Raw genomic sequence first — 26,315 nt, 5'->3', positions numbered from 1 at the left:
CGAGGCGGGCGTAGGGTCCGCGCCGACCCTTCCAAGTTGGTGAAGAGAAGTCGGGGAAACTCCTATGAAGAAGCTGCTTATCGGCGCCGCCCTCGGCGCTTTGCTCCTGCCCGCCGCCGCCCAGGCGCAGAGCTGGACCGATGCTGATGAACACGCCTGCGTCGACGAATCCTGCACGGTCGTCGAACTGTTCCAGGCTCCCGCCCAGGGTGCCGCCGTCGCCGGCTGGCAAGGCACCAACGCACCCAAATACGGGACGTGGGGCTTCGACCTGAACGGTCGCGACACCTCGGTGAATCCGGGCGACAGCTTCATGCGCTACGCCAACGGCGCGGCGCTGGACCGCCTGCAGATCCCGTCGGACCGCACCTCCTACGGCTCGTTCAACCTGCTGCGCGAACTGTCGGACAACCGCGTCAAGGTGATGATCGAAGGCCTGGTGGCCCGTACCGATCTGACCGCCGGCTCGGACGAGCAGAAGATCGCCGACGCCTACCGCTCCTACATGGACGAAGCCCGGATCGAGGCGCTGGACGCCCAGCCGCTGGCCCCCTACCTGGCCGCCATCCGCGCTGCCGACACCCATGACAAGGCCGCGGTCTACATGGGCCAGACCCAGGGCCGCATCGGCGGCTCGATCTTCGGCACCGGCGTCACGATCGACCAGAAGGCGCCGACCCGCTACGTCGTCTCGACCGGCCAGTCGGGCCTGGGCCTGCCGAACCGCGACTACTATCTGGAGCAGCGCTGGGCCGACAAGAAGGTCCTGTACCAGGCCTATGTCGCCCGCATGCTGGGCATGATCGGCTGGGCCAATCCGGAACAGGCCGCGGCTGACATCGTCGCCTTCGAGACCAAGATCGCCGAGGCGCACTGGACGCCGGAGCAGAACCGCAACCGCGACGAGACCTACAACGAGTACACCATCTCGCAGCTGGCCTCGGAGGCTCCCGGCTTCCCGTGGCAGGCCTATTACACCGCCGTCGGCGTGGGTGAAGTGCCGCGCCTGATCGTCCGCCAGGACACGGCCATGCCGAAGATCGCGGCGCTCTACGCCGAGACCCCGATCGCGACGATCCAGGCCTGGCAGGCCTTCCACACGACCGACGACGCCGCCGGCCGGCTGTCGCGCCGCTTCGCGGACGCCCAGTGGGAATTCCGGTCGCGCGATCTGCAGGGTCAGCCCATGCAGCGCCCCCGCGACAAGCGCGGCATCAGCTTCGCCGAAGGCATGCTGGGCGAGGCCGTCGGCCGCCAGTACGTGGCCGACTACTTCCCGGCCGAGTCCAAGGCCAAGATGGAGCAGCTGGTCGCCAACCTGCGCACCGCGCTGGGCAACCGCATCCGCAACTACACCTGGATGAGCGCCGCCACCCGCGCCGCGGCCGAGGAGAAGCTGAACAAGTTCACCGTCAAGATCGGCTATCCGAACAAGTGGCGTGACTATTCGGCCCTGGAGATCCGCCCGGACGACCTGTTCGGCAATGGCGAGCGCGCCGGCCTGTTCCAGTGGAACTACCAGCTGAACCGCCTGAACCAGCCGGTCGACAAGGACGAGTGGGGCATGACCCCGCAGACCGTGAACGCCTACTACAACTCGGCCAATAACGAGATCGTCTTCCCGGCGGCCATCCTGCAGGCTCCCTTCTTCGATCCGGACGCGGACCCGGCCGTCAACTACGGCGGCATCGGCGGCGTCATCGGCCACGAGATCGGCCACGGCTTCGACGACCAGGGCTCCAAGTCCGACGGCGACGGCGTGCTGCGCAACTGGTGGACTCCCGAGGACAAGGCCAATTTCGAAGCCCTGACCGCTCGCCTCGGCGCCCAGTACGGCCAGTTCGAGCCGATCGCCGGCTTCCACGTCCGCCCCGGGCTGACGATGGGCGAGAACATCGGCGACGCCGCCGGCGTGGCGGTGGGCCTGGAGGCCTATCACCTGTCGCTGAACGGCCAGCCGGCTCCGGTCCTGGACGGCACGACCGGCGACCAGCGCTTCTTCTACGGCTGGGCCCAGGTCTGGCAGTCCAAGTATCGCGAAGCCGCGCTGAAGCAGCAGATCGACACCGACTCGCACAGCCCGGCCGAGTTCCGGGTCATCGGCCCGGTGCGCAACGTCGACGCCTGGTACGAAGCCTTCAACGTCCAGCCGGGCACGAAATACTACCTCGCGCCGGAAGACCGCGTCCGCATCTGGTAAGCGGATCGCCATACCGAACGAAGAAGGCCGGAGCTCATGCTCCGGCCTTTTTTGTTGGGCCGCGGTCAAAAGGCTCCGCCTTTTCGACCCGACGCGGCCCGGCGCTTCGCGCAGGCTCGTCTTCAACAGGGAGCGGGGCGTCGCGCGGAACGCGACAGCGCACGACCTGCGCTCAAGCAGCGAGCCGCCGCGCGGCGAGTGATAGCGCCAACATCATGACTCCAGGCGCAAAAAAGCCCGCTGCGGGGGATACATCGCAGCGGGCTTTCTTTCGCTCTCATGGAGCGGACGTTTCCTCCCCGAAACGCCTCCGGGCCGCTGCTGCGTCGAAACGCTGCGCTTCCCGAGTACGTCAGAAAGACGACAATTCCCGCTTCAAGTCAATCAAGACCCTGACGCAGACAGGGGCTTTTCCTTTGTTATCAACGATAACTCACGGAGCTGTGCGTCAGGAACCGATGATACCCCGGATCGTCGCCACAAGCTGGGCGCGAGGCACGACCTGCTGCCCCGGACGCTCGGCCTTCCAGGCCTCATTGTCCGTGACGCCGGCGGCGGCGGCGCGGCCCGCGTCGAGGTCCTTGATGGTCACCTGACCGGCCGCGATCTCGTCTCCACCCAGGATGACGGCGGCGGGCGCGCCGCGCCGGTCGGCGTACTTCATCTGCGCCTTCATGCCCGCCCGGCCGAGATAGAGTTCGGCGGCGATCCCGGCGTTGCGCAGCTCGGACACGGCGTCGAGGTAGTGCTGCATGTCGGCGTCCGAGAAGACGATCACGACCACCGGGCCGCGCACCGCGTCCTCGTCGCCGCGGCCCGCCGCGCGCAGGGCCGAGGCCAGCCGCGAGACGCCGAAGGAGAAGCCGGTCGCGGGCAGGCGCTCGCCTGTGAAGCGGGCCACCAGATCATCGTAGCGCCCGCCGCCGCCGATGGAGCCGAAGCGCACGGCGCGGCCCTTCTCGTCGGTGGTTTCCAGCAGCAGCTCGGCCTCGAACACGGCGCCGGTGTAGTATTCCAGCCCGCGCACGATGGTCGGATCGAAGCGGACCGCGTCCTGCCCGACCTTCATCGCATTCAGCGCCCGGTCGATGGCCGCCAGCTCTTCCAGAGCCGCCTCGCCGATGGCGCCCAGCCCGCCCGCGCGGGCCACCGCCTCCAGCGTCTCCGCCCGACTCAGGGCCGCGTCTCCCGCCGAGGCGAGGAAGGCCTCGATGGTCGCGGCCACGCCCAGCGGCAACTGCGCGCCCTTGGTGTAGTCGCCCGACTCATCCAGACGGCCTTCGCCCAGCAGGGCCGACACACCCTCCCAGCCCAGCCGGTCGAACTTGTCGATGGCGCGCAGGGCGGTCAGCTTCTGGATCGGATCGACCACGCCGCCGGCCTCGAACAGGCCGTCGAACAGCTTGCGGTTCGAGACGCGGATCACCGCCTGTCCCGGCGCCAGGCCGGCGGCCTGCAGGCCTTCGCAGGCCATGGCGATGATCTCGGCGTCGGCCTCCGGGCGATCGGAGCCGACCGTGTCGGCGTCGCACTGCACGAATTCGCGGAACCGGCCCGGGCCCGGCTTCTCGTTGCGCCACACCGGCCCGAAGGCATAGCGGCGGAACGGCTTGGGCAGGGTCTCCCACGACTGGGCCGCGAACCGGGCCAGCGGCGCGGTCAGGTCGTAGCGCAGGGCCATCCATTGATCGTCGTCGTCCTGCAGGGCGAAGACGCCCTCGTTCGGACGATCGGCGTCGGGCAGGAATTTGCCCAGGGCGTCGGCGTACTCGAACGCCCCCGTGTCCAGCGGCTCGAAGCCCCAGCGCTCATAGACCTCGGACACGCGCTGGACGAGGCGGCGCTCAGCCACCAGGTCACGGCCGCGGCGGTCGGCGAACCCCCGGGGGGCGCGGGCTTCAGGGCGGGCGGGAGCAGCGTCGGTCATGCCGCGCGCTTAAGCCAAAGGCCGCGCGCGGGCAACGATCAGGCGACGGCCGGTTTGCGAATGGGCACCAGCCGTCCGTAGATCAGGCAGCGCCACAGCCACTCCAGCGGCCCCATGCTGAACACCGACAGCCAGATCGGCGACCAGATCAGCTGGGCGATCCAGATGCCGCCGACCGCGAGCCAGAGCTGTCCCGGACCCCAGGCCGGATCGCCGAACCAGTGGAAGCCCCACGGCATGTAGAACAGGGTCGTCATGATCAGGGTCTGGGTCAGGTAGTTGGTGAAGGCCATCCGCCCGACCGGCGCCAGCACGCCCGTCACGATCTTCAGTCCGAACCGCGTCATCAGGATCAGCAGGCTGACGTAGGCCAGGGTGATCAGGGGCGCGAAGCTGGCCGCAATATCGGCCATCCCCTTGGTCGGATCCGGAGCGCCGTGCGGCGCCGCGGCCTTGAACCATTCGTACCAGCCCAGCGCGGCCAGATTGGCGCCGCCGATCAGCAGCATCAGCACATAGACCCAGGTCGGCGACCGGCCGCTCAGGAACCCGGCCTTGAACAGGCCCATGCCCAGCAGCATCAGCGCCCCCGTGATCGGGATCAGGGTGATGCTCATGGCCTGCAGGATCGCCTCGGCCTTCAGGTTTTCGATCAGCGCCGCGGGCCAGCCCGACTGATAGGCCTGGATGGTCGCCGCCAGGCTTTCGGGCGTCACCGCGAAGGGTCCGCCGCCGCCGGCCGCGGCGCCCTCGGGCATGAAGGCCTGGGCGGCGAAGGCGGCCGCCGACAGCAGGCCGAACAGCAGGTTCAGCAGGGCCCCGGTCCAGATCAGCCGCTTGGCCGACCACGACCGCGCCAGCATCACCAGAACACCCGTGTAGGCGTAGTGCAGCAGGATATCGCCGTACCAGAAGGCGGCGCCGTGGATCAGGCCGAACACGGCCAGCCACAGCAGGCGCCGCCACAGGAGGGCGCCCCTCGCCTCGTCCCGCCGTTCGCCGCCGATCAGGAAGATCGACACCCCGAACAGCATGGAGAACAGCGACCGCGCCTTGTTGTGGAAGAAGACCTCGGTGACCCAGTGGCCGAGAATATTGGCCTGGTCGTGCGGCCAGGGCGGCGCGACATCGGCGCCCGTCTGCAGTTCCATCGGCCAGGCGAAGGCCAAGGCGTTGACCGCCAGGATGCCGAGGATCGCGAAGCCCCGCAGCATGTCCAGGGTGAAGATGCGATCGCCGGGCGCGACGGGCGCCAGCCGGGCGGCAGGCGTCGGCGTCTCGCCCGTCAGGGCGTCGGTAGCGGCCATGGTGATCTCCCCCCGGGTCAGGGGAGGCAGATTGCCGCGCCGGCGCCCGGCGTCAAACCAATTCGCGGAAAGGTCTCAGGCCTGGCCGTCGCGGCCCATGACGCCGAGGCGGTCGCGCACCTCGGGTTGGGGCGAGAAGGCGACGAAGGCCACGCACAGGCCGGCCCACAGGGCGTAGGCGACCCCGATGACGACCGCGAACGGCAGGCCGCCGACACCGTAAATCAGCAGGGTCGTCTCGCTGCCGCCGACGCCTTCGCCGAGATTGGCCGCGTTCATCCACTGCTGGATCACCTGACCCAGGGCGAACAGCGCCGCCAGGATGACCGCCAGCAGGCCGCCGTAGAACATGAAGCGCCAGACCACGCCCAGCCGGGTCGCGGGACGGCCCGAACGCCCGATCTCGCGCGCCAGCAGCCACAGGATGGCCGGAACGGCGAGCAGACCCAGGGCGATCGCCTTCAGGCGCCAGTCCATCTCCAGCCCGGGCACCCAGTTGCGGGGCGGCCAGATCGCCAGCGTCACCCACAGCGGCGGCCACAGCACGGCCAGCACGACGGCCAGCACCGTCCGCTGCGGCTCGCGTCGCCAGGCGACGCGCTGCTGGCCCGGGAAGTCCTCGGGCCGCTCGAGACGGGGGATCATCGCGTCGGCGCCGGCGTATCGCCGGAATAGTCGTAGAAGCCGCGGCCCGACTTGCGGCCCAGCCAACCGGCCTCGACGTATTTCACCAGCAGCGGACAGGGCCGGTATTTGCTGTCGGCCAGGCCGTCGTACAGCACGTTCATGATGGCCAGGACGACGTCCAGCCCCATGAAGTCGGCCAGTTCCAGCGGGCCCATCGGATGGTTGGCGCCCAGCTTCAACGCCTTGTCGATCGAGGCGACGTTTCCGACGCCCTCGTACAGGGTGTAGATCGCCTCATTGATCATCGGCACCAGGATGCGGTTGACGATGAAGGCGGGGAAGTCCTCGGAATTGGTGGTCGTCTTGCCCAGCGACTCGGCGAAGGCGACCGCGATCTCATAGGTCTCGGCCGAAGTGGCGATGCCGCGGATGATCTCCACCAGCTTCATCACCGGCGCCGGCTTCATGAAGTGCAGGCCGATGAACCGCTCGGGCCGGTCCGTGGTCGAGGCCAGCCGGGTGATCGAGATGGACGAGGTGTTGGACGCCAGCAGGGTGTGGGCGGCCAGGTGCGGCGCCAGGTCGGCGAGGATGGCCTTCTTGACCGCTTCGTCCTCGACGGCGGCTTCGATCACCAGGTCGGCCTTGCCGGCGTCGGCCAGCGAGGCGGCGGCGGTGATGCGCGACAGGGCGGCGTCGGCGTCGGCCTGGGTGCTCAGTCCGCGGGCCACCTGACGCGCCAGGCTGGCCGCGATGGCGCCCATGGCCTGGGGCACGCGATCGCCGGCGGCGTCGTACAGTTTCACGTCATAGCCGCCCGCCGCCACCGTCTGGGCGATACCCGCGCCCATCTGGCCCGCGCCGATGATGGCGACTGATTTGATCGTGGTCATGGAGTCCGGATGTCTTTCAGGCCCTGCGGCCCCGTCGGCGGGCACCTTAGGACGGTGACCGGACGGCGCAAGCGCGGAACTGGGCTGAACCGCCCGAAGGCGGCCCGGCGTGACCTCCGCGCCGCGCTGGTCAGCCCAGCAGGGCGATCAGGAACGGGGCGCTCATCCGGTTGAACAGGATGCCGAGGAACTGCAGCGTCAGGATCGCCACCACCGGCGAGATGTCGATGCCGCCCAGCGGCGGAATGAACCGGCGGAACGGCGCCAGGATCGGCCCGGTGACGGCATCGAGGAACATCGCGAACTGGTTCACGAACCGGTTGCGGTTGTTGATGACGTCAAAGGCGAACAGCCAGCTCAGGATGGCCGAAATGATGATCGCCCAGGTCATGAGCGACAGGATGGTGTTGACCAGCCAGACGATGGCGTAACCCAAGGGGCGTCTCCCGCGTTGAAGTTCTGCCTTTAACGCGTCGCCGGTCGCTGTCCAAGGATTCGCGACGATCCGCGACGATCGCGCCGCGACCGGTTGACACCACCGGTCCCCCGCTCGTATGTCGCCCGCTCGCCTGCACCCGACTATTCAGTGGGGTTTGGGGGGCCGTAGCTCAGTTGGTAGAGCGCGTCGTTCGCAATGACGAGGTCAGGGGTTCGACTCCCCTCGGCTCCACCAGGCGTTTTCAATCAAGGCCTTACGCCGGATTGCGCAGCGCTGTTACGCACAGCTGTTACGCAGAGGTCGAATGTCGCTGGTTACGACCGTCGTTCGTCGCGGTGGTTACTACTACTTCCGGGTCCGAGCTCCGAAGCGCCTTCTCACGAAGGTTCGACCCCGCGAGCTTTGGCGAAGCCTTCCGACATCCGACCCTTCCACCGCTCGACTGCGAGCGGATTCGCTGATGGCATTGACTGAAAAGCTTTGGTCGGCTCGGGACCGCGCAATGTCCGTTGAAGTGATCAATGCCCTCATCGATGAATGGCTAAGGCAGAACCTCGAAGAGGATACTCAGGCGAGAGAGGGGCTCAGCCGCCGACCGTTCCGGTACGCTATCGTCCGGGGCTCTCCCTTTGAGCGAGAGTTCGTTCGGGGGCTGGAGCCGCACGAGATTCCAGACCCCAAGGACTATCCCGGTGGGCTGGCGCCGCTCCCGAACGTGCCCCTCGTCGCCGACGAAGCTTTCGTCACCAATGTCAGTCGCGCCTATCCGCACGATCACCGGCAATGGATGAGACTGTTGGGGTCCGACGAGGCGCTACGCCGCCGGGATATCGGTCTGGTGGAAGCCGACGTTTCCGCGCTTCTGGAGAGCAAAGGTTTACAGCTCCACCCGGAGAGCGACGCGTTTTTCGACGCCTGCATGGCGATGCTCAAAGCGCGCGCGGAGCTGGCGCGGGAAGTGCGCGAGCGGGCCGAAACCAACTGGCGACCAACACAGCGCAGCACAGCTCCGACGGCCCATGCCCCGACCGTACGTCCCCGCAGAAAGATTGGCGCGTAGCTCAGCGAAGGTGCGCGGAGCTTCATCCCGCAAGCTACACGCACTGAAGGAGTAAGCGCCAAACGCAGGCGCGATTACGAGATTGCCGTCAGGTCATTCGTCGATTGGGTCGAGGAGGACCTCGATCTGGCCGAGCACCTAACGGGAGTGGTATGAATCCTGTACAGATGGCGCGCCTGCTGGAAAGCTCCAACCTTATGCCCTTGGGGCCGGTGCTGGGAATGTTGGCGTAGCTTGAACAGGCGACAACATCGTCATCAGGGATGGCCCGGACGCTAGCTGACAAATCCTAACCGCCTCGGCGTTAATGCCATCGGAGTCAGGATATGCGGTTCTCGCGGAGGTGGCTGCGCGGAACATGGGGCTACTCCCTTCACCTTGCGGGTATCCGGGGAGGTTATCGACGCCGCTAGGCGAAGCCGCGTTGGACCAAGCCGTTACCTTCAAGACCGAATAGCCAGGCACCTGCGAACTCGGTTTCCAAACAGCGCCCCGACATTCTGGTTTGCCATCGAACAGGGCTTCGGCGAGCAGGCCCACCTACATGGCGCGATCCTCATCGAAGAAGGCCAGGAACCGGGCATCCGGAAGGCACTGTTGGCCGCTGGTGGTGATTGGACAGGCGGAACCTGTCCGACAGGTCCACTTCTCTCCCAAGAAGAACCAGATCAAATGGGTAGCCTATTCCACCAAGCGGCTCTTCGGCACCCATCGCCGGCTCGTCGAGAACGAAGGTGTTGTGGACGTTGACCTGCTTACGAGCCGGAAGGTGCTGATTGCCGCTTCCCAAACCTTCCGGGTCGCCGCACGGGCTGCATATCGAGCGGCCCGCGCCGATAGCTTGGTGATCTATCCATAAGCGAGCCGTAGCTCGAAGGCGGAAGCACCTCACTCCGCCCGGGCACATCTCACGCTACGGCTGGGCCGTGTCAAAGACCATGCTTCTCAAGTTCCATCTCTAGCGCCTCAAGGTCACGCCCAAGATTGTCCCTGAGCTTCAGTGTTGGTTCGATGAGGTGGCTCAAGGGTCCGGCGCTTCCAGCGGGGATGCGCCTGAGGAGGATATCGGCTTTCGCGATCATCCCGTGAGTGTCGGCGACTGCCACCATAAGGTCCTGGACCGTTTCGACCACTGCGCGCTCCTACGTTGGGCCGAGAGTATGGCACAGCTCGTCACCGTGGGACCATGTTCAAAACCGCCCGAAATGACCGACCGTAAGGCCGAGACGCCGCAGCATTCCCGACAAAGCAAAGCCCTCGCGGCGTCCCGCAAAGGCTTTATAACTTGAGCGATTTGACGATCAAAAGCGGATCGTGATCTCCACGCGATCAGGGGTCACACCGTGAGCCTCGGCGATGATGGCCTTGGCGCGATCCATTGGTGAAATCGTCACCGGCTCCGGGGTGTCGATCCATTCCAGAGCCTCTTCGTCGATTTTCAACGCCGCGAGGTTGGCCCAATACTGGACCGGATTCTGCCCCGCGAGCGGAAGCTCCGGCCCATCGATCAGCGCGTACCGTGAGAACACAATCTTGTTTCGCGGCTTGGTTTCCGGGTGGTGCTCCGCCTCGAAGTCCCGGTCCGCGTCCACCACGTCGGAAATCACCCCGACGAGAAAGGCGTGTCGGTGGGGTTCAGGGCCTTCGGCTTTGAACGGACTATGAGCGTGACGTGCGGCAACGACATACTTCGCCTTACGGAGGCGGGAGCGATCCGCCCGCCATGCTTGAGAGCCACCATTCCCGACAATGTGCCCGGCTGACTTATACGTCAGCACCGAAACTACATTCTCCATCTGCATTCCCCTCCTCGATGCCCCTAAATGCGGCGATAAATGGGACTTAGATAGACGATTGATGCCTGTCAAATGGTTTATTATTGCAGCCCATAATAGGACATTGCTTGACATCGTTTACGGTGAACATTTCCCAAGAGCACTCACGAGCGCGCTCGGCCTTGATGGACGTGCTGTTCGAGGGTGTGACCCTCACCAGACATTTTGGGAGCCCGTTTCCCGGTCCAACAGGATCGGGCGTATCGAAATCGACCGATTTCGATCCGACCTAGCAGGCCGTATCGAAAAATACTTTAGCCACATTTCCGATACGGCCCCTATATCGATGTAGATTTTCGATACGAGGACCCCAAGTGAGCCGGACATTCGCGTACTGTCGCGTCAGCACCGCTGACCAGACGACGGACAATCAGGTGAAAGAGATCGAGGCCGCCGGCTTCGCAGTTGCCTCCCGGCGCATCATTCAGGAGACGATCTCTGGCTCGGTGGCGGCAATGGATCGACCACAGTTCGCTCGGCTGGTGGACCGCCTGGAGGACGGCGACGTTCTGCTAGTGACCAAACTCGACCGACTTGGGCGGAACGCGATGGATGTCAGGGCATCCGTAGAGCGATTGGCGAAGGCGGGCGTCCGGGTTCATTGCCTCGCGCTCGGCGGCGTCGACCTCACCAGCCCCGCAGGCAAGATGACAATGGGTGTTATTGCAGCGGTAACCGAGTTCGAGCGAGATTTGCTGATCGAGCGGACCCAACCTGGTCTTAAGCGCGCCAAGAGTGAGGGCAAAACGCTGGGACGGCCTGCTATTCTGTCGCTTGCGCAGCAACATGAGGTCCGGTCTAAACGGGCTGAAGGCGTTTCGTTGGGGGCGCTCGCGAAGGAGTTCGGCGTGACGAAGGCCGCTATTCAGCGCGCCGAGAAGCGTCTCTCTCACGTCTAGCTTTTAGGCCCCCAAAGTCGGCCATTTTCATCCGGATGGCGCCCCTCTAGGCCCGGAGCGCTTTTGCGAACCGGTCAAATGCCAACGCTTCTGACCAACAAACACGATGCGAACAAAATGAGAACATGCTAACTTGACTGTGCAGTGAGAAGAAAGTTTTTTCCCAACGATGAGGATTGACCAAACGCCCATTGCGTCGCCCTTCGGCGCACGATTCAATGAGGCGTCGGGACGTAATCCCACACGGAGACCGAGATGCCTGTTAGCGCAGCGGAAACAATCCCATATGCCGAGCCAGCAGGTTCCTCGAAAGCCCAGAACCTCGCTCTTGCAGCGCGGTTGGCTTCGGTAGATTGGGATTTCAAGGTTCGCGTCGTCCAGCATGAGATCGAGGGGGTTCATCCCTATCCCGCCAAGTTTATCGCCGATCTTCCGGGAGCCTTTTTGGATGTGCTTCCCATTCCGGCGGGCGCCCTTGTCATGGACCCGTTCTGTGGAAGTGGGACAACCTTGGCGGAGGCGCAAAGAAGAGGCCAGGAGACGCTCGGGGTAGACCTGAATCCGATCGCCTGCCTAATGGCTCGCGTGAAGACCTCTGCCCTTCCGGCGAATGTCCTTCAGTCAGCGGATTTTGTCGTCCAGCAGATGAATGATGACCGGGCGGTTCACATCCCTCTGATTCCGAACCTCGCGCATTGGTTCAAGGCACCCATTCAAGTCGCTCTCGCTCGGTTGACCCAAGCAATAGATTTGGCCCCTCAAGAGCACCGCGATTTCCTTCGCTTGGCGGCGTCGAGCATCATTGTCCGCGTGTCCAACCAAGAGAGTGATACGCGTTACGCAGCCATCCAAAAGAGCGTGGACGCGAACGACGTAAGAGACGCATTCCGGAAGTCTTGCGACAAGCTCCATGCCGCGCTGGTAGCCCGATCCTACCCGTTGGTTTCCGCGTCCGTAGTGGAAGGTGATCTGCTCAAACTCAATCTCGACCAATATGCGGGGAAAGTGGGGATGATCGTGACCTCACCGCCTTACCCCAACGCCTATGAGTACTGGCTGTATCACAAGTACAGGATGTGGTGGCTCGGTCACGATCCCCTTGACGTCAAAGAGAAAGAGATCGGTGCGAGGGCTCATTTCTTCAAGAAAAACCGCCACACGTCGGAGACATTTATCCATCAAATGCGCGAGGCTTTTTCACGCTTCGAGAATGTATTGATGCCCGGAGGATGGGTCTGCTTTGTAGTTGGCCGATCTGTCATCCACGGCGAGGTCATCGACAATGCAATGATAGTTGAAGATGCCGGGCGGGCGGTGGGGTTTGAGCCCGTCTATCGAGGTATCCGCAACGTTTTGGGCTCGAGAAAGTCGTTCAATCTCTCGCACGCCAACATCAAGCAGGAATCTATCGTAGTGCTCCGAAAGGCTGTTTCGTGAAGCTAGATTGGGGTCCCTATAAACACTTCCCATATGAGCGCGAGCTGGCGCTTCGGGAAGCTTCAGCCTTGATCGGGTCCGGCGTCCATATGTCTGCGTCGGGGGATGTCCGTTCCGAAGAAGCCAACTTGGCCGCAGCCAAAATGCTCACCTACTTCGCATCGGTGGATGCTGGCGGAACGCGGGCAGCTACGCTCCAGAGCCAGCTAGAACAGTCGGCATCAACGACCAGACGCCGCCAATCGACCAGATATTCCGTTCATGGACTTCACGAGTATCGTGGAAAGTTCAATCCTCAGGTCTGTCGGGCTCTCGTCAATATCTTGGGTGTTTCAGATGGGGGCGTCCTGCTCGATCCCTTCTGCGGAAGCGGCACCACGCTGGTGGAGGCGGCCCATCGCGGGGTGCGGGGAATAGGTACAGACCTCAACCCCCTCGCGGTGTTCATCGCGAACGCCAAGCTTCAGGCCCTCATCACCCCAGCCGCTGAACTCAGCGCAGCCGTGGACCGGATTACGGGGCGGGAAGGCAGGATGAGTGTCGACGAAAGTGAGAGCCCACGTCGATCCTACCTGGAGGCTTGGTTCGAGCCAGCCATCCTCACTCAAATCGAAAGGATGAGGGTCGCCATCGAGACGGAAGAGTCGAACGTCGGAACCTTCTTCCTCGTCGTCGCGAGCAATCTCCTGCGTGAGTTTTCGCTTCAAGAGCCAGCAGACCTTCGGATCAGGCGGCGCACCAGCGCGAATGTGATCAAGCCATTTGCTGAGTCGTTCGCTCAGTCCGCCCGCGAGGCGATCAGGAAGCTCGCGTCTGCTCAAGCGGTGGTTGGGACGGACCTCCGCCCCGGTCGCGCGTATTTGCAGGACAACCGCTCTCTCACTGATGTCGAAATGCCCGACAAGGCGGACGCAGCGATCACCAGTCCGCCCTATGCGACGGCGCTGCCCTACATCGACACGCAGCGGCTGTCCCTAGTTTGGCTGAGCTTGATTGCGCCAGATCAGATCGCCAAGGTCGACGCCGAGCTGACTGGAAGCCGTGAAATGGGAACTAAAGCCAAGCGCGACGGGATCGAGGCCCTCCAAACAAACAAGGCGGGTTTGCCTGAAGCGGAGGCCGCCTTCTGCTTGGAACTCCAGAACGCCCTGTCTGCCAACGACGGGTTTCGTCGCCAAGCAGTCCCGCTTTTGCTCTATCGGTATTTTGACCAGATGGCCCAGACGTTCCGGGCCGTTTCGACCCGTCTCAAACCAGACGCACCCTTCGCCCTGATCGTTGGTCACAACCACACGGTCCTAGATGGCAGGCGATTCGACATCGACACCCCAAAACATCTGGCGTCCTTGGCCGAAGGTGCAGGTTGGTCAGTGTCCGAAGTAACCGCCCTCCAAGCCTATCAACGCTACGGCTTACACGCTTCGAATGCTGTCAAAGCCGAAACCCTGCTCATCGTTCGCGCTGCCTCACCAAGCCGGTGAAATCCCGACCGGCAACCAACATGCTCCACGACTGGCGAGCTGATTGGTAGCGACTGCATTCTGCCAGATGGTTGTGATCGATGCTCCCAGCCGGGACGCCGGATCGGCAAATGTCAAACGGAAGCTAGGGACGGCTGGCGTCGGCCATTCGAGCACTGCTAGGTCGAGAGCTTGAGGCAGCGCGGCGCCTCGGGCAATCAGCTGACCTCGCAAATCAGCGATCGGTGGCTTGGGAACAACCAGTCTGAGGTCGGCATGACCGACGTCTCCGGGTGTGAACCCGAAAGACATGATGTTTGTTTCAGCCGGGGGGGCACGCAGATCGGAGCCGTCGTCCACATAGCGGGCGAGGAAGTCGAACTCGGCTCGTGGCCGGTTTCGGTCACCGTACACACCGAATCGGAGGGTCGGGGCGGTAGATACGGGGATGCTGATATTTGCGGTCCCGGACGCATCTCTCCAATGCCGGTCGTTGTCGCGGCTGAGCCGAATAATCAGCCCCGTAGCATCACCAAGCCCTGTTTCGGTTATTGCATCCGGCCCCCTCGTAGGCCCTGTCGCACCCTGGGCGAACCAAACGTAAGGCGGATATGGTGGCGTGCGCTGTTCTGTCGGTAGAGCGGTCCATGCGGGGCCTGCTCCCGCGACAGCCGGTGCCACTGGTGCATTGGCAGGGGGATTGATGACGACCAAGGGCGCGAGGCCGGGACGTTGCGGTGCTTGTCCCCCTTGGCCAGTGGGTCGGGGTGGTCGAGGGGCTGGATTCGCTCGAACGATGCCGTCCGCCAACAACCTCTGAACGTCCGCAAGGTCGTTTACGACTTCGAGGCCAGCTCGGCCCGGGTTGAACCAGGCGTCCGTTGCAGTCGCGATCTCGTCAAGGATATGCGGCGGATCGCCATCGCGCGTGTCGAGGGTTATTCCCGCCTCAACATGCTTGGCGATGCCGGGCAACGTGAAGTTCGCGGACCCCACGTAGGCCGCCTGCGAGCCGTCTGTTCTGCGGAAGTGGTACGTCTTCGGGTGGAAAAACCCGCCTGCGAAATAAACCACTCCGAGGTGGGCGTTCGCCCGGGGTAGATGCAGAGCAGCCACTAGTTCGTCGAGATGGGACGCAAGAGTTCCCCCATCGTTGGAGCCCACCACGACCCGCACCAGAGCATCCGGAGCGGCAAGCGCGGTGAAGGGGCCGATAAACGGTGGGAGAACCTCGCGGCTGTAGAACCCCGACTGGATGCGGACTTCTGCGAGGTCGGGCTGAAGCACGGCATGAAGCCATGTCGCCACTGCATGTCCCGGATCACGACCGCCACTATCGATGTACCGCAAATGCCACCTCCACCAGGGAGGGATAACAGGCGCGCTCGAAAGCGCCATAGGCATTCTGAACCCCAACGAGCAGGCCAAGGGTTCATGGCTAAATGGCAGTCTTGTTATGTGCACCTGTTACGCATAACCTCCAAATCGCTGCTCAATCCGGTGTCAGGCCCTGATATCCCGCAAGGATTTGTGCACTTGGTGGGGCTTCCCCTCGGCTCCACCATCCGGCTTTGCAGTGTGGATCAAACAGGCGGAGCAGGGCTCCCAGGTCCGCATGTCCATGATGTCGCCCGCCTCGCCCCCTCCCGCCTTTCGCGTCGCCGCCCTGTACCGTTTCGCGCGGATCGGGGATCGCGAGGCCGTGCGGGCCCGACTGGAGCAGCTGTGCGCGCCGGATGTGCGGGGCATCCTGCTGGTGGCGCATGAGGGGCTGAACGGGACCATCGCCGGTCCGGCCGACGCCGTCGACCGGGTGCTGGACGGCATCCGGGCCCTGCCCGGCTTCGCCGGGCTGGACGTGAAATTCGCCGACGCCGCCACCGCGCCCTTCCGGCGCATGAAAGTGCGGATCAAGGCCGAGATCGTCACCATGGACGAACCCGATCTGGATCCGATGACGGACGCCGGAACCTATGTTTCGCCCGCCGAGTGGAACGCCCTGATCGCGGACCCCAACACCGTCGTCATCGACACCCGCAACGACTACGAGGCCGCGGTCGGGGCCTTCGCGGGCGCGGTGCAGCCCAACACCCGCAGCTTCCGCGACTTTGCGGCGTGGTTCCGCACCGAGGGCCGCGCGTTGCTGGACCGCCCGAACCCGCCCAAGGTGGCCATGTACTGCACCGGCGGCATTCGCTGCGAGAAGGCGACGGCCTTCCTGAAGGCCGAGGGCGTGCCGGAGGTCTTCCACCTGGAGGGCGGGGTCCTGCGCTATCTGGAGACCGTGCCGGAGCCGGAAAGCCTGTGGCGGGGCGAGTGCTTCGTCTTCGACGAGCGGGTCGCCGTCGGCCACGGCCTGTCCGACGGCAGCCACACCCTGTGCCGGGGCTGCCGCATGCCGGTCAGCGAAGCGGGCCGGGCCTCGCCGCTATACGTCGAGGGGATCTGCTGCGAACGCTGCCACGACAGCCGCACGACCGAACAGCGCGAGCGCTATGCGGAACGGGCGCGCCAGATGGAGATCGCCGAACAATTGGGCATCGACCACGTCGGCGCGGTCCTGCCGGATCGCTCCAAGGCCTGAGACCTACTGGTCCTCGTCGAACTTGCGGTTGACCAGATCGGACAGGGCTTCGACGGCCTCGGCGGCGTCCGGTCCCTCGGCTTCGATGTGGACGTCGCAGCCGTTGCCGGCGCCCAGCATCAACAGGCCCATGATCGACAGGGCGTTGACCGTCACGCCGTCCCGGGTGACGCGGATTTCGCTGTCGAAGGTCGAGGCCAGCTTCACGAACTTGGCCGAGGCGCGGGCGTGCAGGCCACGCTGATTGCAAATGCCGACGGTCGCGGCGACGGGATCGGTCATTTCTCGCCCTGCAGCACCCAGCTGGCCACGGAGATGTATTTGCGACCCGCGTCCTGGGCGTGGGCGACGCAGGCTTCCAGCGGCTCGCGCCCGCGCACGCTGGCCAGCTTGATCAGCATGGGCAGGTTCAGGCCGGCGATGACCTCGGCATGGGTCTCCTCCATCACCGAGATGGCGAGATTGGAGGGGGTGCCGCCGAACATGTCGGTCAGCAGGATCACGCCGTCGCCGTCATCGACGGCGCGCGCGGCGTCGACGATGTCGCGCCGGCGGCGCTCCATATCGTCTTCCGGGCCGATGCAGATGGCCGCGACCCCGCGCTGGGGGCCCACGACGTGCTCCATGGCCGAAAGGAATTCGGAGGCCAGACCCCCGTGGGTGACGATCACCAGCCCGATCATGAAGGCTTCACCAAGACTTGCGCCCCCGCGTTCCGATCGCTCCCTGAGCTGACCGCAAGCCGCGCGGAATAGCCCAACTCCGCGTCGGGTTAAAGCCGGGCGATGGCCGCCGCGACCTTTTCACCCGCCGAGGCCTCCCGCGGATCCAGCCGCAACAGGGGCAGATCCACCCCCTCGACGCGCCGGATCGCCGGTTCCGGCAGGCGTTCCACGGGCTCCCGACCCAATTCCACCGCCAGCACGACGCGGGCCAGATCCAGGGCGCAGGCGGGCACGACGCCGATGCCCCGCACCTCGATCTTGCCCGCGATGGTGCGCGGGGCCCGGGCGTAGAGGCTGCCCGAGGCCGCGAACAGATGGGCGTAGTCGTCGGCCGCCAGCCGCCAGCCGGCGCCGATCAGCCGCAGGGCCAGGTCGCTCTTGCCCGCGCCCGGCGGTCCGAACAGGGCGGCGGCGCGCCAACCCCGGCCCGGGGCCCATTGGGCGACGACGGTGGCGTGAACCGGCTGGGTCATGGGCGGCGGGCCATCGGGGCGGCGGGCAGGGCCACCTCGAAGCGGGCTCCGTCAGGGCCGTCGTCGCCGGGCCGGTTCTCCGCCCGCACCGTCCCGCCGTGGGCTTCGACGATCTGGCGCACGATCGACAGGCCGAGCCCGGAGTTGGCGCCGAAGGCCGTGCCGCGCGGACGCGAGGTGTAGAAGCGCTCGAACACCGTCTCCAGGTTTTCGACCGGAATGCCGGGGCCCTCGTCATCGACCCGGACGTGGACCGCGCGCTCGTCGATGTCGTCGCGCAGCAGGGTCAGGCGCACCTCGCCGTCGGGCGGGCTGAACGAGCGGGCGTTGTCGATCAGGTTGCGGAACACCTGTCCCAGCGGGCCGTCGCGGCCGACGATCAGGGTGTGCTCGCCGGCAGGCGGGGTGAAGGTCACGCGCGCCTCTCCGGGTTTGCGCCCCGCCTCGTAGACGCTGACGATATCGACCAGCAGGGCGGTCAGGTCGATGGTCCGGGGCCGGTCACGGTTCAGCTCGGCGTCCAGGCGCGAGGCGTTGGAGATGTCGGTGATCAGCCGATCAAGACGGCGCACATCCTGCTGCAGTAGGGCGGTCAACCTTTCGCGCTGGGCCTCGGTCTTGACCAGCGGCAGGGTCTCCAGCGCCGAGCGGATGGAGGTCAGGGGGTTCTTGATCTCGTGGCTGACATCGGCGGCGAAGGCCTCGATGGCGTCCATCCGGGCCGACAGGGTCTCGGTCATCGATTCCAGCGAGCGGGCCAGGTCGCCGATCTCGTCCTTGCGGCCTTCCAGATCGGGCAGGGAGATGGCGCGAGCGCGCTGCAGGCGGACCTCGTCGGCGGCGGCGGACAGGCGCATCACCGGCCGGGCGACGAACAGGTGCAGTAGCAGGGACGACAGCAGGGAGACAAACAGGGCCACGAGGGCGAAGGGCATGAGGGCGCGGCGCTGGGCGCCGATGGTCTCGTCGACGTCGCCAGCCTCCAGCGTCAGGACGCCGAGCACCATCTGGACGTGACGAACGGGAATGGAGACGGACACCACGCGGTCGCCGCTCTCGGACATGCGCAGTTCCGCCTGGGGCTGCCCTTCCAGGGCGCCCTCGACCTCGGCCACCAGGGCCAGGCGGGCCCGTTCGATGTTGCGCGCGTCTCCGGCTTCGACGTGGGCCACCGGCGAACCCGCGGGCCGGGCGTCGGGCAGGGGTTCGCCGGGGATGGCCTCGGTCACCCAGTAGCTGTCGGCCACCAGAATGCCGTCCACGTCGAACAGGCGCGCGCGCTGGCCGGCGGGAATGAAGTTGTCGCGCAGCCAGCGGCTGGCCTCGATCGGGTCCAGCGTCGGGATCGGCTCGCCGCGCGTGACCCCGATCTGGGGCTCGCCCAGCACCCGCACCAGAAGTTCGGCCTGGGCCGCCAGCGTCTCCTGCCGGGACTCGATCAGCCCCCGCTGCCATTCATTCAGGAGCAGGGCCCCGACGAACAGGATCAGCAGGCTGAGCAGGTTGAGCGCGAGAATCAGCCCGCCGAGACGCGACCCGCCGAACCGCTTGGGTCGGCGGGGCCGGCTGTCTCCGGCCCGCGCCGGATCAGCTTTCGCGGTAACGGTATCCGACGCCATACAGGGTCTCGATCGCGTCGAACTCGGGATCGACGACCCTGAACTTCTTGCGCATGCGCTTCACGTGGCTGTCGATGGTGCGGTCATCGACATAGACCTGATCGTCGTAGGCGGCGTCCATCAGGTTGTCGCGGCTCTTCACGAAGCCGGGGCGCTGGGCCAGGGCCTGCAACAGCAGGAATTCGGTGACCGTCAGCTTCACCGGACGGCCGTCCCAGGTGCTTTCGTGGCGCGCCGGGTCCATCGTCAGCTTGCCGCGCTTGATGGCCTTGTTCGAGTTCTCGGCGCTGGGCTCGGGCTCGCCGCCATCGGCGCCGGTCCGGCGCAGCAGGGCCTTCACCCGCTCGATCAGCAGGCGCTGGCTGAACGGCTTGTGGATATAGTCGTCGGCGCCGAGGTTGAAGCCGAGGATCTCATCGATCTCCTCGTCCTTCGAGGTCAGCATGATGACCGGAATCTGGGAGGTCTGGCGCAGGCGGCGCAGCACTTCCATGCCGTCCATGCGGGGCATCTTCACATCGAGAATGGCCAGATCCGGCGGCGACGCCTCCAGGGCTTCCAGTCCGGCGGCGCCGTCATGGTAGGCCGTGATCTTGTGGCCATGGCTTTCCAGCGCCAGCGAAACCGACGCCACGATGTTCTCGTCGTCGTCCACCAGGGTGATATTGGCCAAGTCGGCTTCTCCTTGCAGGCTCATCGTCCGCGCAATGAACGCACGGCAAGCGTAACCGTTCTACGTCATCGCGGTTACTTTACGGCGCGAAAGATGGGCCGCGTCGGCCAAATCCGCAACGAAACCCGCCCTTAAAGTCTCAGTCCCATGATCGGGGCGAACTGTACGAGCGTTTCATGGCCGGCCCGATCCACTACGAAGTCTATATCCGCAAGACCGCGCCGTCGTCCTGGACCCTCCAGATCGCGACCGAGCATCGCGCCCACGCGATCGATACGGCCGAGGACCTGCTGCGCGACGGCTATGCGGCGGCGGTGCGGGTGACCAAGGAAACCCTCGACCCCGACACCATGGAATTCAACAGCGTGACGGTGCTGACCCGCGGCGTTCCGGAGATGAAGGCCAAGCGGGTGACGGTGGAGGAGGTCTCGGGCCCGCGCTGCAGCACGCCCTATGATCTTTACGCGCCCATGGCCCGCGAACAGATCGGTCGCGTTCTGGAGGACTGGTTGCAGCGGCAGGGCGTGACCGCCTTCGAGCTTCTGCACCGGCCCGACCTGGCGGAGAGGCTGGACGCGTCAGGCGTCGAACTTCAGCATGCGATCCAGAAGGTCGCCGTTCCCGAAAGTCAGGCGGACGGAAAGCCGGTCCACGATCTGGTGCGCCACTATCAGAAGCTGTCGGACGCGACGATCGAACGGCTGGTCCTGGCGGGCCGCAAGAACCGCTTCCCCAGCCTTGAGCATCATTCGCTCGCCGACCTGGCGCACCGGCTGGAAGGCCAGGCCGAGCGCGCCTTCATCATGGGCGGCGTCGTCGCCGGAGCCCTGGCGGGACTGAAGGACGGCCGGACGCGTCTGGACCGGCTGATGGACCTGGCCGACCGCGCGCCGATCGACGGGCAGGCCCGCGCCATGGTGCTGGTTCCGATCGAACAGATCCTGTGCGAGATGCTGGGGTCGCGCGCCGGCCTGGCCGACATCCTGGGACCGTCTCTGGACCAGGGCGCGGCCATGGCGGCCGTGGTCCGCATGGTGGCCCCGCGCGAGGTGGGCATCCTGGTTCGGCAGGATCCGCGCATGGCCCTGCAGGTTCCCGCCGTCGAAGGCCCCGCCGCCCGGCTGGGCGCGCGCATCGAGACCGCTGAGTTTCCCCTGCTGTCGGCCGCCCTGGCCCGCATGGTGCTGCGCGAACTGATGAGCCCGCGCCGCCTGCGGCCCAACGACGCCGCCGGCGAGATCGACATCCTGCGGGCGCTAGCCACCAGCCTGACCGCCACCGCCGGACGGCTGCTGACCCTGGAAGAGGTCCAGAACGCCTTCAACGAGCGGTCCAAGGCCCTGGTCACCGCCGACTTCGTCGCCACCTACGTCAAGACCTGCCGCACGATCCTGTGCGAGGCCGAGGCCCTGACCCGGCTGTGCGAGAACGTCACCGGCGTGGCCAACAAACGGTCCGCCGCGCGCTGGCTGTCGGCCTGCGTCGGTTCGCTGCGCTTTGAAACCGAGATGCGGCAGGCGGGCGGGCAGACGGCGGCGCAGAAGCTGGGCGTTCTGGCCGTTCTGCAGCGGGCGGTGCGCTCCTGCGGCCTGTCGGACAAGGACGAGGCCGACATCATCGAAGCGATCGGCAAGGTCGGCGGCGTCGTCGAGGCCGAGGCGCGGATCGTGGTCATGCTGTCCCGCTCGCCGGCCCCGGCGCCGCAGAAGCTGGCGGTGCTGTTGCGGCTGGCGGCGGGCGAGACGGCTCCGCTGGGGCCCGCGGCCGACCGGGCCAAGGCCGAGGCGATCAAGCTGTTCCGCGCACCCGAGGCCCGGGCCGCGCTGGCCGCGCAGCCCGAGGTTCTGGCCCCGCTGAAGACCCTGATGAAGGCGGCCGGTCTGGCCGCCTAGGGGTCAGTCGAAAATGTCGAAGATGCTGTCGCGCTTCTTCTTTTTGTATTTGTAGTCGTCGTCGTGACGGTAGCGGTCGTCCCGGCGATGGTCGTCGCGATAACCCTGCGGCTGCCCGCCCCACGGCTGCTGCGCCTGCTGCGGCGGATAGGGGGCCTGGGGTTGGGGCGCCGGAGCGGCCTGCGGAGCCGAGGCGCGGCCTTCGGCGGTCGCGGACTCCATCAGCTTTTCCAGCTCGCCGCGGTCCAGCCAGACACCCCGGCAATTCGGGCACATGTCGAACTGGACGCCGCCGCGTTCCAGCGTCTGCATCGCGGCGTTGTCGTTCGGGCACATCAGAAGCGGCATCGGGGTTTCCTCCGGTGGTTTCCCCACAGCTACGTGCGGGACGGTGGAACGGCCACCCCCGCGCGGCGATCCGCCGCGCGCTTGCGCCAGGGCGCCGACCCCCTAACTGTGACGCCATGACCGACACGCCCAAGACCACCGCCGAAGCCGTCGGACGCCTGCCCGGCATCGAAGTCTTGCAGGCCGTCCTGGACGGGAAATTGCCGCCCGCCACCATCAGCACCACCCTGGACTTTGACCTGGTCGAGGTCGGCGAGGGCTTCGCCGTGTTCGAGGGGCGGACCGGGCCGCACATCCTCAACCCGCAGGGCACGGTCCACGGCGGCTGGGCCCTGACGCTGATCGACAGCGCCACGGGCTGCGCGGCCCATTCCCTGCTGCCGGCGGGCGTCAGCTATTCGACCCTGTCGACCCAGGCCAATTTCACCCGGCCGATCACCGCCGACGCCGGCCGGGTTCGCTGCGAAGGCCGGGTGATCAACGCCGGACGCCAGATCATCACCGCCGAGGCGACGGTGAAGGACGAGGCAGGCCGTCTGCTGGCCCACGGTCTGTCGACCCTGATGGTGCTTCAGCCGCGGACCTAATCCTCAGGTAGCGGGGCGGGCATCAGATTTCCGAACGGCGCCGCGTCTTCCAGTGCGCGCACGAAGGATGGCCGCGCCATCAGCCGCGCATGCCAGGCCCTCAGCCGGGGCCTGTCGCCGAATGGAACCAGCCGCCGGGCGTAGGTCATCAGCGGCGCGGCCCCGCAATCGGCCAGGGTGAAGGTCTCGCCCGCGCCCCAGGTCCGGCCGTCGCCCAGCCGCGCCTCGAGCAGGTCCCAGGCGGTTTCCAGTTCCTTCGCGTCCAGCGCCATGGCCGTCTCGTTCGGCGTGCCCGCGCGGCCCAGCCGGTTGAACACGATGCGGTTCATGTTGCCCCCGACATAGGTGTCCAGGATGCGATCGATGAAGCGCGCCTCCAGCGCCGCCTCCGGATCGGCCGGGATCAGACGCCCGCCGCCCGCCAGCCGGTCCAGATATTCGATGACGATGCTGGATTCGATCACCGTCCGGCCCGCCGCCTTGTCCACCAGCGCGGGCATCTTGGCGAAGGGCGAAACGGCCATGAAGCCGTCCATGGCCTCCGGCGAACCGTCGACCAGCTTCAGCTCGAACGGCAGGCCCAGCTCATACAGGGCGACCGCGGTCTTCTGCCCGTATCCGGCGTAGGGGTGGGACCACAGCAGCAGGGTCATCAGACAGTCTCCTTGTTCGCGGCCAGCCAGTCGGCCATCTGTTGCATACCGACGGCCGTGCCTTCCTCGCGCTCGGCCCAGCCGTCCTGGCCGAAATAGACGCCCTGCTCGTTGAAGATCAGCCTCGCCCCGTTCCCGTCGGCCAGGATCTCGACCGAGGCGATGGAGGCCGACAGCTTGCGGCCGCCCACCGTCATGACGAAGGCGAAGATGAAGCGGCGGCCCTCGACGATGTCGAGATAGGTCCCCTCGAACAGGTGCTCGCCGTCCTCGCCGCCGCCCCGGCTGACCTCCTTACCGCCGATATGGAAGTCGAGCTGTTCGATCACCGGCGAGGCGACATGCTCACAGCCCATCCAGCGCTGCTTGATCTCGCGGTCGGTGAAGGCGCGAAAGACCCGTTCCGGGCGGGCGTCGTAGCGGCGCTCAATCGTGAAGGCGCCGAAGACGAGACGGTCGTCGGTCACACCCCGCCTCCCCGGCCGGCGCGCACGATCTCCAGATGCGTCGCCCGCTCACCCGCGGTCGAGGCGCCGATCTCGTAACCGAGGGCGGGCAGGTCCAGTCCGTCCCAGAACGGCTCGCCTCGGCCCAGCAGCACCGGCGAGACGGCGATGTGCAGCACGTCGATCAGCCCGGCCTGTAGGTACTGGCGTACGGTCTCGGTCCCGCCGCCGATCCGGATGTCCTTGTCGCCGGCGGCGGCGCGCGCCTTCTCCAGCGCCGCCTCGATCCCGCCGGTCTCGAAATGGAAGACCGTGCCGCCCTTCATCTCGAGCGAGGCCCGCGGATGGTGGGTCAGGACGTAGACGGGACAGCGGTACGGCGGCTCTTCGCCCCACCAGCCCTCCCACCCGTCATCGACCCAGGGGCCGCGCGAGTGGGCGAACATGTTGCGGCCCAGGATCCAGGCCCCAAGGCCGGCCATGCCGCGCTCGGCGAAGCCGTTGTCGATCCCGTCCGCGCCCTTGCCGTCGCCGTACATCGCCTGGAAGGTCCTGGTCGGGAAGAACCACTCGTGCAGCCGCTCGCCGCCGACGCCCAGCGGCGCCTGCAGGCTCTGGTCCGGACCCGCGCCGAACCCGTCGGCGGAGATTGCGAAGCTGCTGACGCGAACCTTGCCGGCCATCACCCTTGCGCCTTCAGTTCGCGGCCGAGCGCATCCAGCATCTCGCCACAGCCGTGCTCGCGCAGCGGGATGTGATCCGCGCCGTCCGGGCCGAAGAAGGCGCCCTGCTCGGTGTAGACCAGGCCGGTGCCGGAGCCATCGGCGACCAGTTCGATCGTGGCCAGGGAGGCGGAGGCGCGCTCCTTCTCCCCGCCCACCAGGCGTCCCATCACATAGCTGGTGATGATCCGGCTGTTCTCGACGATGTCGAGGTATTCGGTGTCGTTGAACCAGGTGTCGTTGGTCTCATCGCCGAACCGGAAACTGCCGCCGGCGCTGCCGCCCACGCGGAAGTCATGGGACCAGTCATGGATGGTCCAGCCCTCGCCGTCGACGAACCAGCGGCGGAAGGCGGCGGGGTCGGCGTAGGCGCGGAACACCCTTTCGGGCGAGGCGTCATACCGGCGCTTGATCGTGAAGGTCCCGTGGGCGAGGACCGGCTTGTCCGAGGTCGTCATGGTCAGGTCTCCGTCTCTGGTTTGGTTTCGTCCAGGAAGGCGCCCAGCCGGTCGAGACTGCGTTCGACGGACCGGCGCCGGTCATTGAGCCAGCGTTCGGCGGCGCTCAGGGCCGTCGGCTCGACCCGGCAGGTGCGCACGCGGCCCACCTTCTCCGAGCGGACCAGGCCCGCCGCCTCCAGAACCTTCAGGTGCTGCATCACCGCCGACATCGACATGGGCAGCGGCTCGGCCAGGTCGCTGACCGAGACCGGTCCGGCGGACAGGCGCTCGACCATGCGCCGCCGGGTCGGGTCCGACAGGGCCTGGAAGGCGAGATCGAGCGGTTCCTGATACTGAAGCATTCACTTAAGTATTATGGCGCGGCCGCAATTGCAAGCGCGCGGCGTCGGCATCGCAACGCCCCGTTAATCGGCGCGGCGCAGGGTTCGGGTCCCTCGTGTGTTGTTGGGAGAGGCGCCATGTCGACCATGCAGACCGGCAGCTACCGTCGCCAGCGGGACCATTTCGAGCCGCAGGACGCCGATCCCCAGGAACAGCGCCGGCTGCGCGGCCTGCTGGAACAGATCGACTATTCGGCCTTCGTCGCCAACCGCGAGGTCATCGGCCAGATGGTTCCGGGGCTGGACGCTCCGGCCTTCCAGCGGCTGGCGGTGCTGACCGCCACGGCGCGTGGCAAATGGGTGTCCGAAGGGCTGCGTCAGTCCGAGTCCGGCGCGCCCTCCACCGTCGACCAAGTCGCCCGGCTGACCGCCGCGCGCACGGCCTATGAAGAGCTGGCCGAGGTCTATGAAGGCCTGCGCCGGATGGTCGAGCGGGGCTACATCACCCTGCGCTAGGTCCCGCCTGACGGATCAATCCAGTCGTTGAGGCCGCGTCGTGATCGGCGCGTCGGGATCGGCCGCCGGGCGCTCGGCCGCGGTCGGCGGCGGCGTGGCGGGCGCGGGCTCCGGCAGGGGCTGGGTCACGATCACCGGCGGCGGAGCCGTGACCGGAGCGGGCGTCGGCTGCGCCGGGGCCGGCGTCGGACGGGCCGGGCGCGGCGTCGCGA

Annotated in this window: 27 protein-coding genes, 1 tRNA gene and 1 pseudogene; 10 read left to right on the top strand and 19 right to left on the bottom strand. The window is 66.3% G+C overall.

Features of this window, described 5'->3' with window-relative positions; all coding sequences use genetic code 11:
- Positions 1–64: 64 nt before the first annotated feature.
- Positions 65–2,200, top strand: coding sequence for a M13 family metallopeptidase (locus AC1RRF_RS13760; protein WP_492835462.1), 2,136 nt, complete (start codon positions 65–67; stop codon positions 2,198–2,200).
- Positions 2,201–2,648: 448 nt separating this feature from the next.
- On the opposite strand, the gene hisS is transcribed toward AC1RRF_RS13760, so the two are convergent.
- The 5 genes from hisS to AC1RRF_RS13735 form a co-directional block, all read right to left on the bottom strand.
- The gene (hisS, locus tag AC1RRF_RS13755; RefSeq protein ID WP_492835460.1) at positions 2,649–4,127 is read right to left on the bottom strand and encodes a histidine--tRNA ligase; all 1,479 of its coding nucleotides are present in this window, start codon (positions 4,125–4,127) and stop codon (positions 2,649–2,651) included.
- A gap of 38 nt (positions 4,128–4,165) precedes the next feature.
- Complete coding sequence (locus tag AC1RRF_RS13750; protein WP_492835458.1) at positions 4,166–5,434, bottom strand: DUF418 domain-containing protein; 1,269 nt, start codon at positions 5,432–5,434, stop codon at positions 4,166–4,168.
- A gap of 75 nt (positions 5,435–5,509) precedes the next feature.
- Positions 5,510–6,079 (bottom strand): phthalate transporter, encoded by a 570-nt coding sequence (locus AC1RRF_RS13745; RefSeq protein WP_492835456.1) that lies wholly within the window; start codon positions 6,077–6,079, stop codon positions 5,510–5,512.
- Positions 6,076–6,954 carry a 3-hydroxybutyryl-CoA dehydrogenase gene (locus AC1RRF_RS13740; RefSeq protein ID WP_492835454.1) on the bottom strand — a complete coding sequence of 293 codons (879 nt, stop codon included), beginning with the start codon at positions 6,952–6,954 and terminating at the stop codon, positions 6,076–6,078. The genes AC1RRF_RS13745 and AC1RRF_RS13740 overlap by 4 nt, the downstream gene beginning before the upstream one ends.
- Before the next feature lie 130 nt (positions 6,955–7,084).
- Positions 7,085–7,390 (bottom strand): YggT family protein, encoded by a 306-nt coding sequence (locus AC1RRF_RS13735; RefSeq protein ID WP_492835452.1) that lies wholly within the window; start codon positions 7,388–7,390, stop codon positions 7,085–7,087.
- A 161-nt stretch (positions 7,391–7,551) separates the two neighbouring features.
- Here AC1RRF_RS13735 and AC1RRF_RS13730 point away from each other — a divergent pair.
- A tRNA-Ala gene (locus tag AC1RRF_RS13730) sits at positions 7,552–7,627 on the top strand.
- Between the two features lie 70 nt (positions 7,628–7,697).
- Positions 7,698–8,453 (top strand): DUF6538 domain-containing protein, encoded by a 756-nt coding sequence (locus tag AC1RRF_RS13725; RefSeq protein ID WP_492835450.1) that lies wholly within the window; start codon positions 7,698–7,700, stop codon positions 8,451–8,453.
- 1,301 nt (positions 8,454–9,754) lie between these two features.
- On the opposite strand, the gene AC1RRF_RS13720 is transcribed toward AC1RRF_RS13725, so the two are convergent.
- Positions 9,755–10,255 carry a hypothetical protein gene (locus tag AC1RRF_RS13720; protein WP_492835448.1) on the bottom strand — a complete coding sequence of 167 codons (501 nt, stop codon included), beginning with the start codon at positions 10,253–10,255 and terminating at the stop codon, positions 9,755–9,757.
- Positions 10,256–10,602: 347 nt separating this feature from the next.
- Between AC1RRF_RS13720 and AC1RRF_RS13715 the strand changes: the two genes are divergently transcribed.
- From AC1RRF_RS13715 to AC1RRF_RS13705, 3 genes are all read left to right on the top strand, one after another.
- Positions 10,603–11,187, top strand: a complete 585-nt coding sequence (locus tag AC1RRF_RS13715) for a recombinase family protein (protein WP_492835446.1) — start codon at positions 10,603–10,605, stop codon at positions 11,185–11,187.
- A 255-nt stretch (positions 11,188–11,442) separates the two neighbouring features.
- Positions 11,443–12,624: a DNA methyltransferase gene (locus AC1RRF_RS13710; RefSeq protein WP_492835444.1), complete on the top strand. Its 1,182-nt coding sequence runs from the start codon at positions 11,443–11,445 to the stop codon at positions 12,622–12,624.
- Positions 12,625–12,752: 128 nt separating this feature from the next.
- The gene (locus AC1RRF_RS13705) at positions 12,753–14,105 is read left to right on the top strand and encodes a TRM11 family SAM-dependent methyltransferase (protein ID WP_492835443.1); all 1,353 of its coding nucleotides are present in this window, start codon (positions 12,753–12,755) and stop codon (positions 14,103–14,105) included.
- Here the strand turns inward: AC1RRF_RS13705 and AC1RRF_RS13700 are convergent.
- Entirely contained in the window at positions 14,091–15,482 is a 1,392-nt protein-coding gene (locus AC1RRF_RS13700) for a phospholipase D family protein (protein ID WP_492835911.1), read from the bottom strand. The genes AC1RRF_RS13705 and AC1RRF_RS13700 overlap by 15 nt on opposite strands.
- Positions 15,483–15,708: 226 nt before the next feature.
- Here AC1RRF_RS13700 and trhO point away from each other — a divergent pair, with 226 nt between their 5' ends.
- Positions 15,709–16,668 (top strand): oxygen-dependent tRNA uridine(34) hydroxylase TrhO, encoded by a 960-nt coding sequence (gene trhO / locus AC1RRF_RS13695; RefSeq protein WP_492835909.1) that lies wholly within the window; start codon positions 15,709–15,711, stop codon positions 16,666–16,668.
- Between the two features lie 3 nt (positions 16,669–16,671).
- Here the strand turns inward: trhO and AC1RRF_RS13690 are convergent, their stop codons facing one another.
- The 5 genes from AC1RRF_RS13690 to chvI all read right to left on the bottom strand — a co-directional run bounded on the left by AC1RRF_RS13690 (position 16,672) and on the right by chvI (position 20,158).
- The gene (locus tag AC1RRF_RS13690) at positions 16,672–16,950 is read right to left on the bottom strand and encodes an HPr family phosphocarrier protein (RefSeq protein WP_492835441.1); all 279 of its coding nucleotides are present in this window, start codon (positions 16,948–16,950) and stop codon (positions 16,672–16,674) included.
- The gene (locus tag AC1RRF_RS13685; RefSeq protein WP_291837378.1) at positions 16,947–17,351 is read right to left on the bottom strand and encodes a PTS sugar transporter subunit IIA; all 405 of its coding nucleotides are present in this window, start codon (positions 17,349–17,351) and stop codon (positions 16,947–16,949) included. Before AC1RRF_RS13685 ends, AC1RRF_RS13690 begins: the two co-directional genes overlap by 4 nt.
- Before the next feature lie 89 nt (positions 17,352–17,440).
- Positions 17,441–17,866, bottom strand: a complete 426-nt coding sequence (locus tag AC1RRF_RS13680) for an HPr kinase/phosphorylase (protein ID WP_492835439.1) — start codon at positions 17,864–17,866, stop codon at positions 17,441–17,443.
- On the bottom strand, positions 17,863–19,485 hold the full coding sequence (gene chvG, locus AC1RRF_RS13675) for a two-component sensor histidine kinase ChvG (protein ID WP_492835437.1): 1,623 nt from the start codon (positions 19,483–19,485) through the stop codon (positions 17,863–17,865). Before chvG ends, AC1RRF_RS13680 begins: the two co-directional genes overlap by 4 nt.
- Complete coding sequence (gene chvI / locus AC1RRF_RS13670) at positions 19,454–20,158, bottom strand: two-component response regulator ChvI (protein WP_291839067.1); 705 nt, start codon at positions 20,156–20,158, stop codon at positions 19,454–19,456. Before chvI ends, chvG begins: the two co-directional genes overlap by 32 nt.
- Positions 20,159–20,334: 176 nt before the next feature.
- Here chvI and AC1RRF_RS13665 point away from each other — a divergent pair, with 176 nt between their 5' ends.
- Positions 20,335–22,050: a hypothetical protein gene (locus AC1RRF_RS13665; RefSeq protein WP_492835435.1), complete on the top strand. Its 1,716-nt coding sequence runs from the start codon at positions 20,335–20,337 to the stop codon at positions 22,048–22,050.
- 3 nt (positions 22,051–22,053) lie between these two features.
- On the opposite strand, the gene AC1RRF_RS13660 is transcribed toward AC1RRF_RS13665, so the two are convergent.
- Positions 22,054–22,398 carry a TFIIB-type zinc ribbon-containing protein gene (locus AC1RRF_RS13660; RefSeq protein WP_492312115.1) on the bottom strand — a complete coding sequence of 115 codons (345 nt, stop codon included), beginning with the start codon at positions 22,396–22,398 and terminating at the stop codon, positions 22,054–22,056.
- A 116-nt stretch (positions 22,399–22,514) separates the two neighbouring features.
- Here AC1RRF_RS13660 and AC1RRF_RS13655 point away from each other — a divergent pair, with 116 nt between their 5' ends.
- Positions 22,515–22,985 carry a PaaI family thioesterase gene (locus AC1RRF_RS13655; RefSeq protein WP_492835433.1) on the top strand — a complete coding sequence of 157 codons (471 nt, stop codon included), beginning with the start codon at positions 22,515–22,517 and terminating at the stop codon, positions 22,983–22,985.
- Here AC1RRF_RS13655 and AC1RRF_RS13650 read toward each other — a convergent pair.
- Genes AC1RRF_RS13650 through AC1RRF_RS13630 form a run of 5 tightly spaced genes read right to left on the bottom strand, consistent with a single transcriptional unit; the run spans position 22,982 to position 25,608 of the window.
- On the bottom strand, positions 22,982–23,638 hold the full coding sequence (locus tag AC1RRF_RS13650; protein WP_492835431.1) for a glutathione S-transferase family protein: 657 nt from the start codon (positions 23,636–23,638) through the stop codon (positions 22,982–22,984). The genes AC1RRF_RS13655 and AC1RRF_RS13650 overlap by 4 nt on opposite strands.
- A complete protein-coding gene (locus tag AC1RRF_RS13645) occupies positions 23,638–24,105 on the bottom strand; it encodes an SRPBCC domain-containing protein (protein ID WP_492835429.1) in 468 nt (155 codons plus the stop codon). Before AC1RRF_RS13645 ends, AC1RRF_RS13650 begins: the two co-directional genes overlap by 1 nt.
- Positions 24,102–24,767 (bottom strand): dihydrofolate reductase family protein, encoded by a 666-nt coding sequence (locus AC1RRF_RS13640; RefSeq protein ID WP_492835427.1) that lies wholly within the window; start codon positions 24,765–24,767, stop codon positions 24,102–24,104. Before AC1RRF_RS13640 ends, AC1RRF_RS13645 begins: the two co-directional genes overlap by 4 nt.
- Positions 24,767–25,264 (bottom strand): SRPBCC family protein, encoded by a 498-nt coding sequence (locus tag AC1RRF_RS13635; RefSeq protein WP_492835425.1) that lies wholly within the window; start codon positions 25,262–25,264, stop codon positions 24,767–24,769. The genes AC1RRF_RS13640 and AC1RRF_RS13635 overlap by 1 nt, the downstream gene beginning before the upstream one ends.
- Positions 25,265–25,266: 2 nt before the next feature.
- Positions 25,267–25,608 carry an ArsR/SmtB family transcription factor gene (locus AC1RRF_RS13630; protein ID WP_492835423.1) on the bottom strand — a complete coding sequence of 114 codons (342 nt, stop codon included), beginning with the start codon at positions 25,606–25,608 and terminating at the stop codon, positions 25,267–25,269.
- A 117-nt stretch (positions 25,609–25,725) separates the two neighbouring features.
- Here AC1RRF_RS13630 and AC1RRF_RS13625 point away from each other — a divergent pair, with 117 nt between their 5' ends.
- Positions 25,726–26,103 (top strand): hypothetical protein, encoded by a 378-nt coding sequence (locus AC1RRF_RS13625; RefSeq protein WP_492835421.1) that lies wholly within the window; start codon positions 25,726–25,728, stop codon positions 26,101–26,103.
- A gap of 15 nt (positions 26,104–26,118) precedes the next feature.
- On the opposite strand, the pseudogene AC1RRF_RS13620 reads toward AC1RRF_RS13625, so the two are convergent.
- Positions 26,119–26,315, bottom strand: a pseudogene (locus tag AC1RRF_RS13620) (adhesin); the annotation flags it as partial.

The organism is Brevundimonas sp. GW821-FHT12C05 (assembly GCF_058807475.1).
This window is presented reverse-complemented; position numbering and strand designations above follow the sequence as displayed.

Excerpts from the sequence above, each read along its gene's own strand:
- AC1RRF_RS13660 (WP_492312115.1), bottom strand. The coding sequence starts at position 22,398 with ATGCCGCTTCTGATGTGCCCGAACGACAACGCCGCGATGCAGACGCTG.
- trhO (WP_492835909.1), top strand. The coding sequence starts at position 15,709 with ATGTCGCCCGCCTCGCCCCCTCCCGCCTTTCGCGTCGCCGCCCTGTAC.
- AC1RRF_RS13740 (WP_492835454.1), bottom strand. The coding sequence starts at position 6,954 with ATGACCACGATCAAATCAGTCGCCATCATCGGCGCGGGCCAGATGGGC.
- AC1RRF_RS13700 (WP_492835911.1), bottom strand. The coding sequence starts at position 15,482 with ATGGCGCTTTCGAGCGCGCCTGTTATCCCTCCCTGGTGGAGGTGGCAT.
- AC1RRF_RS13650 (WP_492835431.1), bottom strand. The coding sequence starts at position 23,638 with ATGACCCTGCTGCTGTGGTCCCACCCCTACGCCGGATACGGGCAGAAG.
- AC1RRF_RS13655 (WP_492835433.1), top strand. The coding sequence starts at position 22,515 with ATGACCGACACGCCCAAGACCACCGCCGAAGCCGTCGGACGCCTGCCC.
- AC1RRF_RS13685 (WP_291837378.1), bottom strand. The coding sequence starts at position 17,351 with ATGATCGGGCTGGTGATCGTCACCCACGGGGGTCTGGCCTCCGAATTC.
- chvG (WP_492835437.1), bottom strand. The coding sequence starts at position 19,485 with ATGGCGTCGGATACCGTTACCGCGAAAGCTGATCCGGCGCGGGCCGGA.
- AC1RRF_RS13690 (WP_492835441.1), bottom strand. The coding sequence starts at position 16,950 with ATGACCGATCCCGTCGCCGCGACCGTCGGCATTTGCAATCAGCGTGGC.
- AC1RRF_RS13760 (WP_492835462.1), top strand. The coding sequence starts at position 65 with ATGAAGAAGCTGCTTATCGGCGCCGCCCTCGGCGCTTTGCTCCTGCCC.
- AC1RRF_RS13680 (WP_492835439.1), bottom strand. The coding sequence starts at position 17,866 with ATGACCCAGCCGGTTCACGCCACCGTCGTCGCCCAATGGGCCCCGGGC.
- AC1RRF_RS13630 (WP_492835423.1), bottom strand. The coding sequence starts at position 25,608 with ATGCTTCAGTATCAGGAACCGCTCGATCTCGCCTTCCAGGCCCTGTCG.
- hisS (WP_492835460.1), bottom strand. The coding sequence starts at position 4,127 with ATGACCGACGCTGCTCCCGCCCGCCCTGAAGCCCGCGCCCCCCGGGGG.
- AC1RRF_RS13665 (WP_492835435.1), top strand. The coding sequence starts at position 20,335 with ATGGCCGGCCCGATCCACTACGAAGTCTATATCCGCAAGACCGCGCCG.
- AC1RRF_RS13635 (WP_492835425.1), bottom strand. The coding sequence starts at position 25,264 with ATGACGACCTCGGACAAGCCGGTCCTCGCCCACGGGACCTTCACGATC.
- AC1RRF_RS13725 (WP_492835450.1), top strand. The coding sequence starts at position 7,698 with ATGTCGCTGGTTACGACCGTCGTTCGTCGCGGTGGTTACTACTACTTC.
- AC1RRF_RS13720 (WP_492835448.1), bottom strand. The coding sequence starts at position 10,255 with ATGCAGATGGAGAATGTAGTTTCGGTGCTGACGTATAAGTCAGCCGGG.
- AC1RRF_RS13710 (WP_492835444.1), top strand. The coding sequence starts at position 11,443 with ATGCCTGTTAGCGCAGCGGAAACAATCCCATATGCCGAGCCAGCAGGT.
- AC1RRF_RS13745 (WP_492835456.1), bottom strand. The coding sequence starts at position 6,079 with ATGATCCCCCGTCTCGAGCGGCCCGAGGACTTCCCGGGCCAGCAGCGC.
- AC1RRF_RS13625 (WP_492835421.1), top strand. The coding sequence starts at position 25,726 with ATGTCGACCATGCAGACCGGCAGCTACCGTCGCCAGCGGGACCATTTC.
- AC1RRF_RS13640 (WP_492835427.1), bottom strand. The coding sequence starts at position 24,767 with ATGGCCGGCAAGGTTCGCGTCAGCAGCTTCGCAATCTCCGCCGACGGG.
- AC1RRF_RS13750 (WP_492835458.1), bottom strand. The coding sequence starts at position 5,434 with ATGGCCGCTACCGACGCCCTGACGGGCGAGACGCCGACGCCTGCCGCC.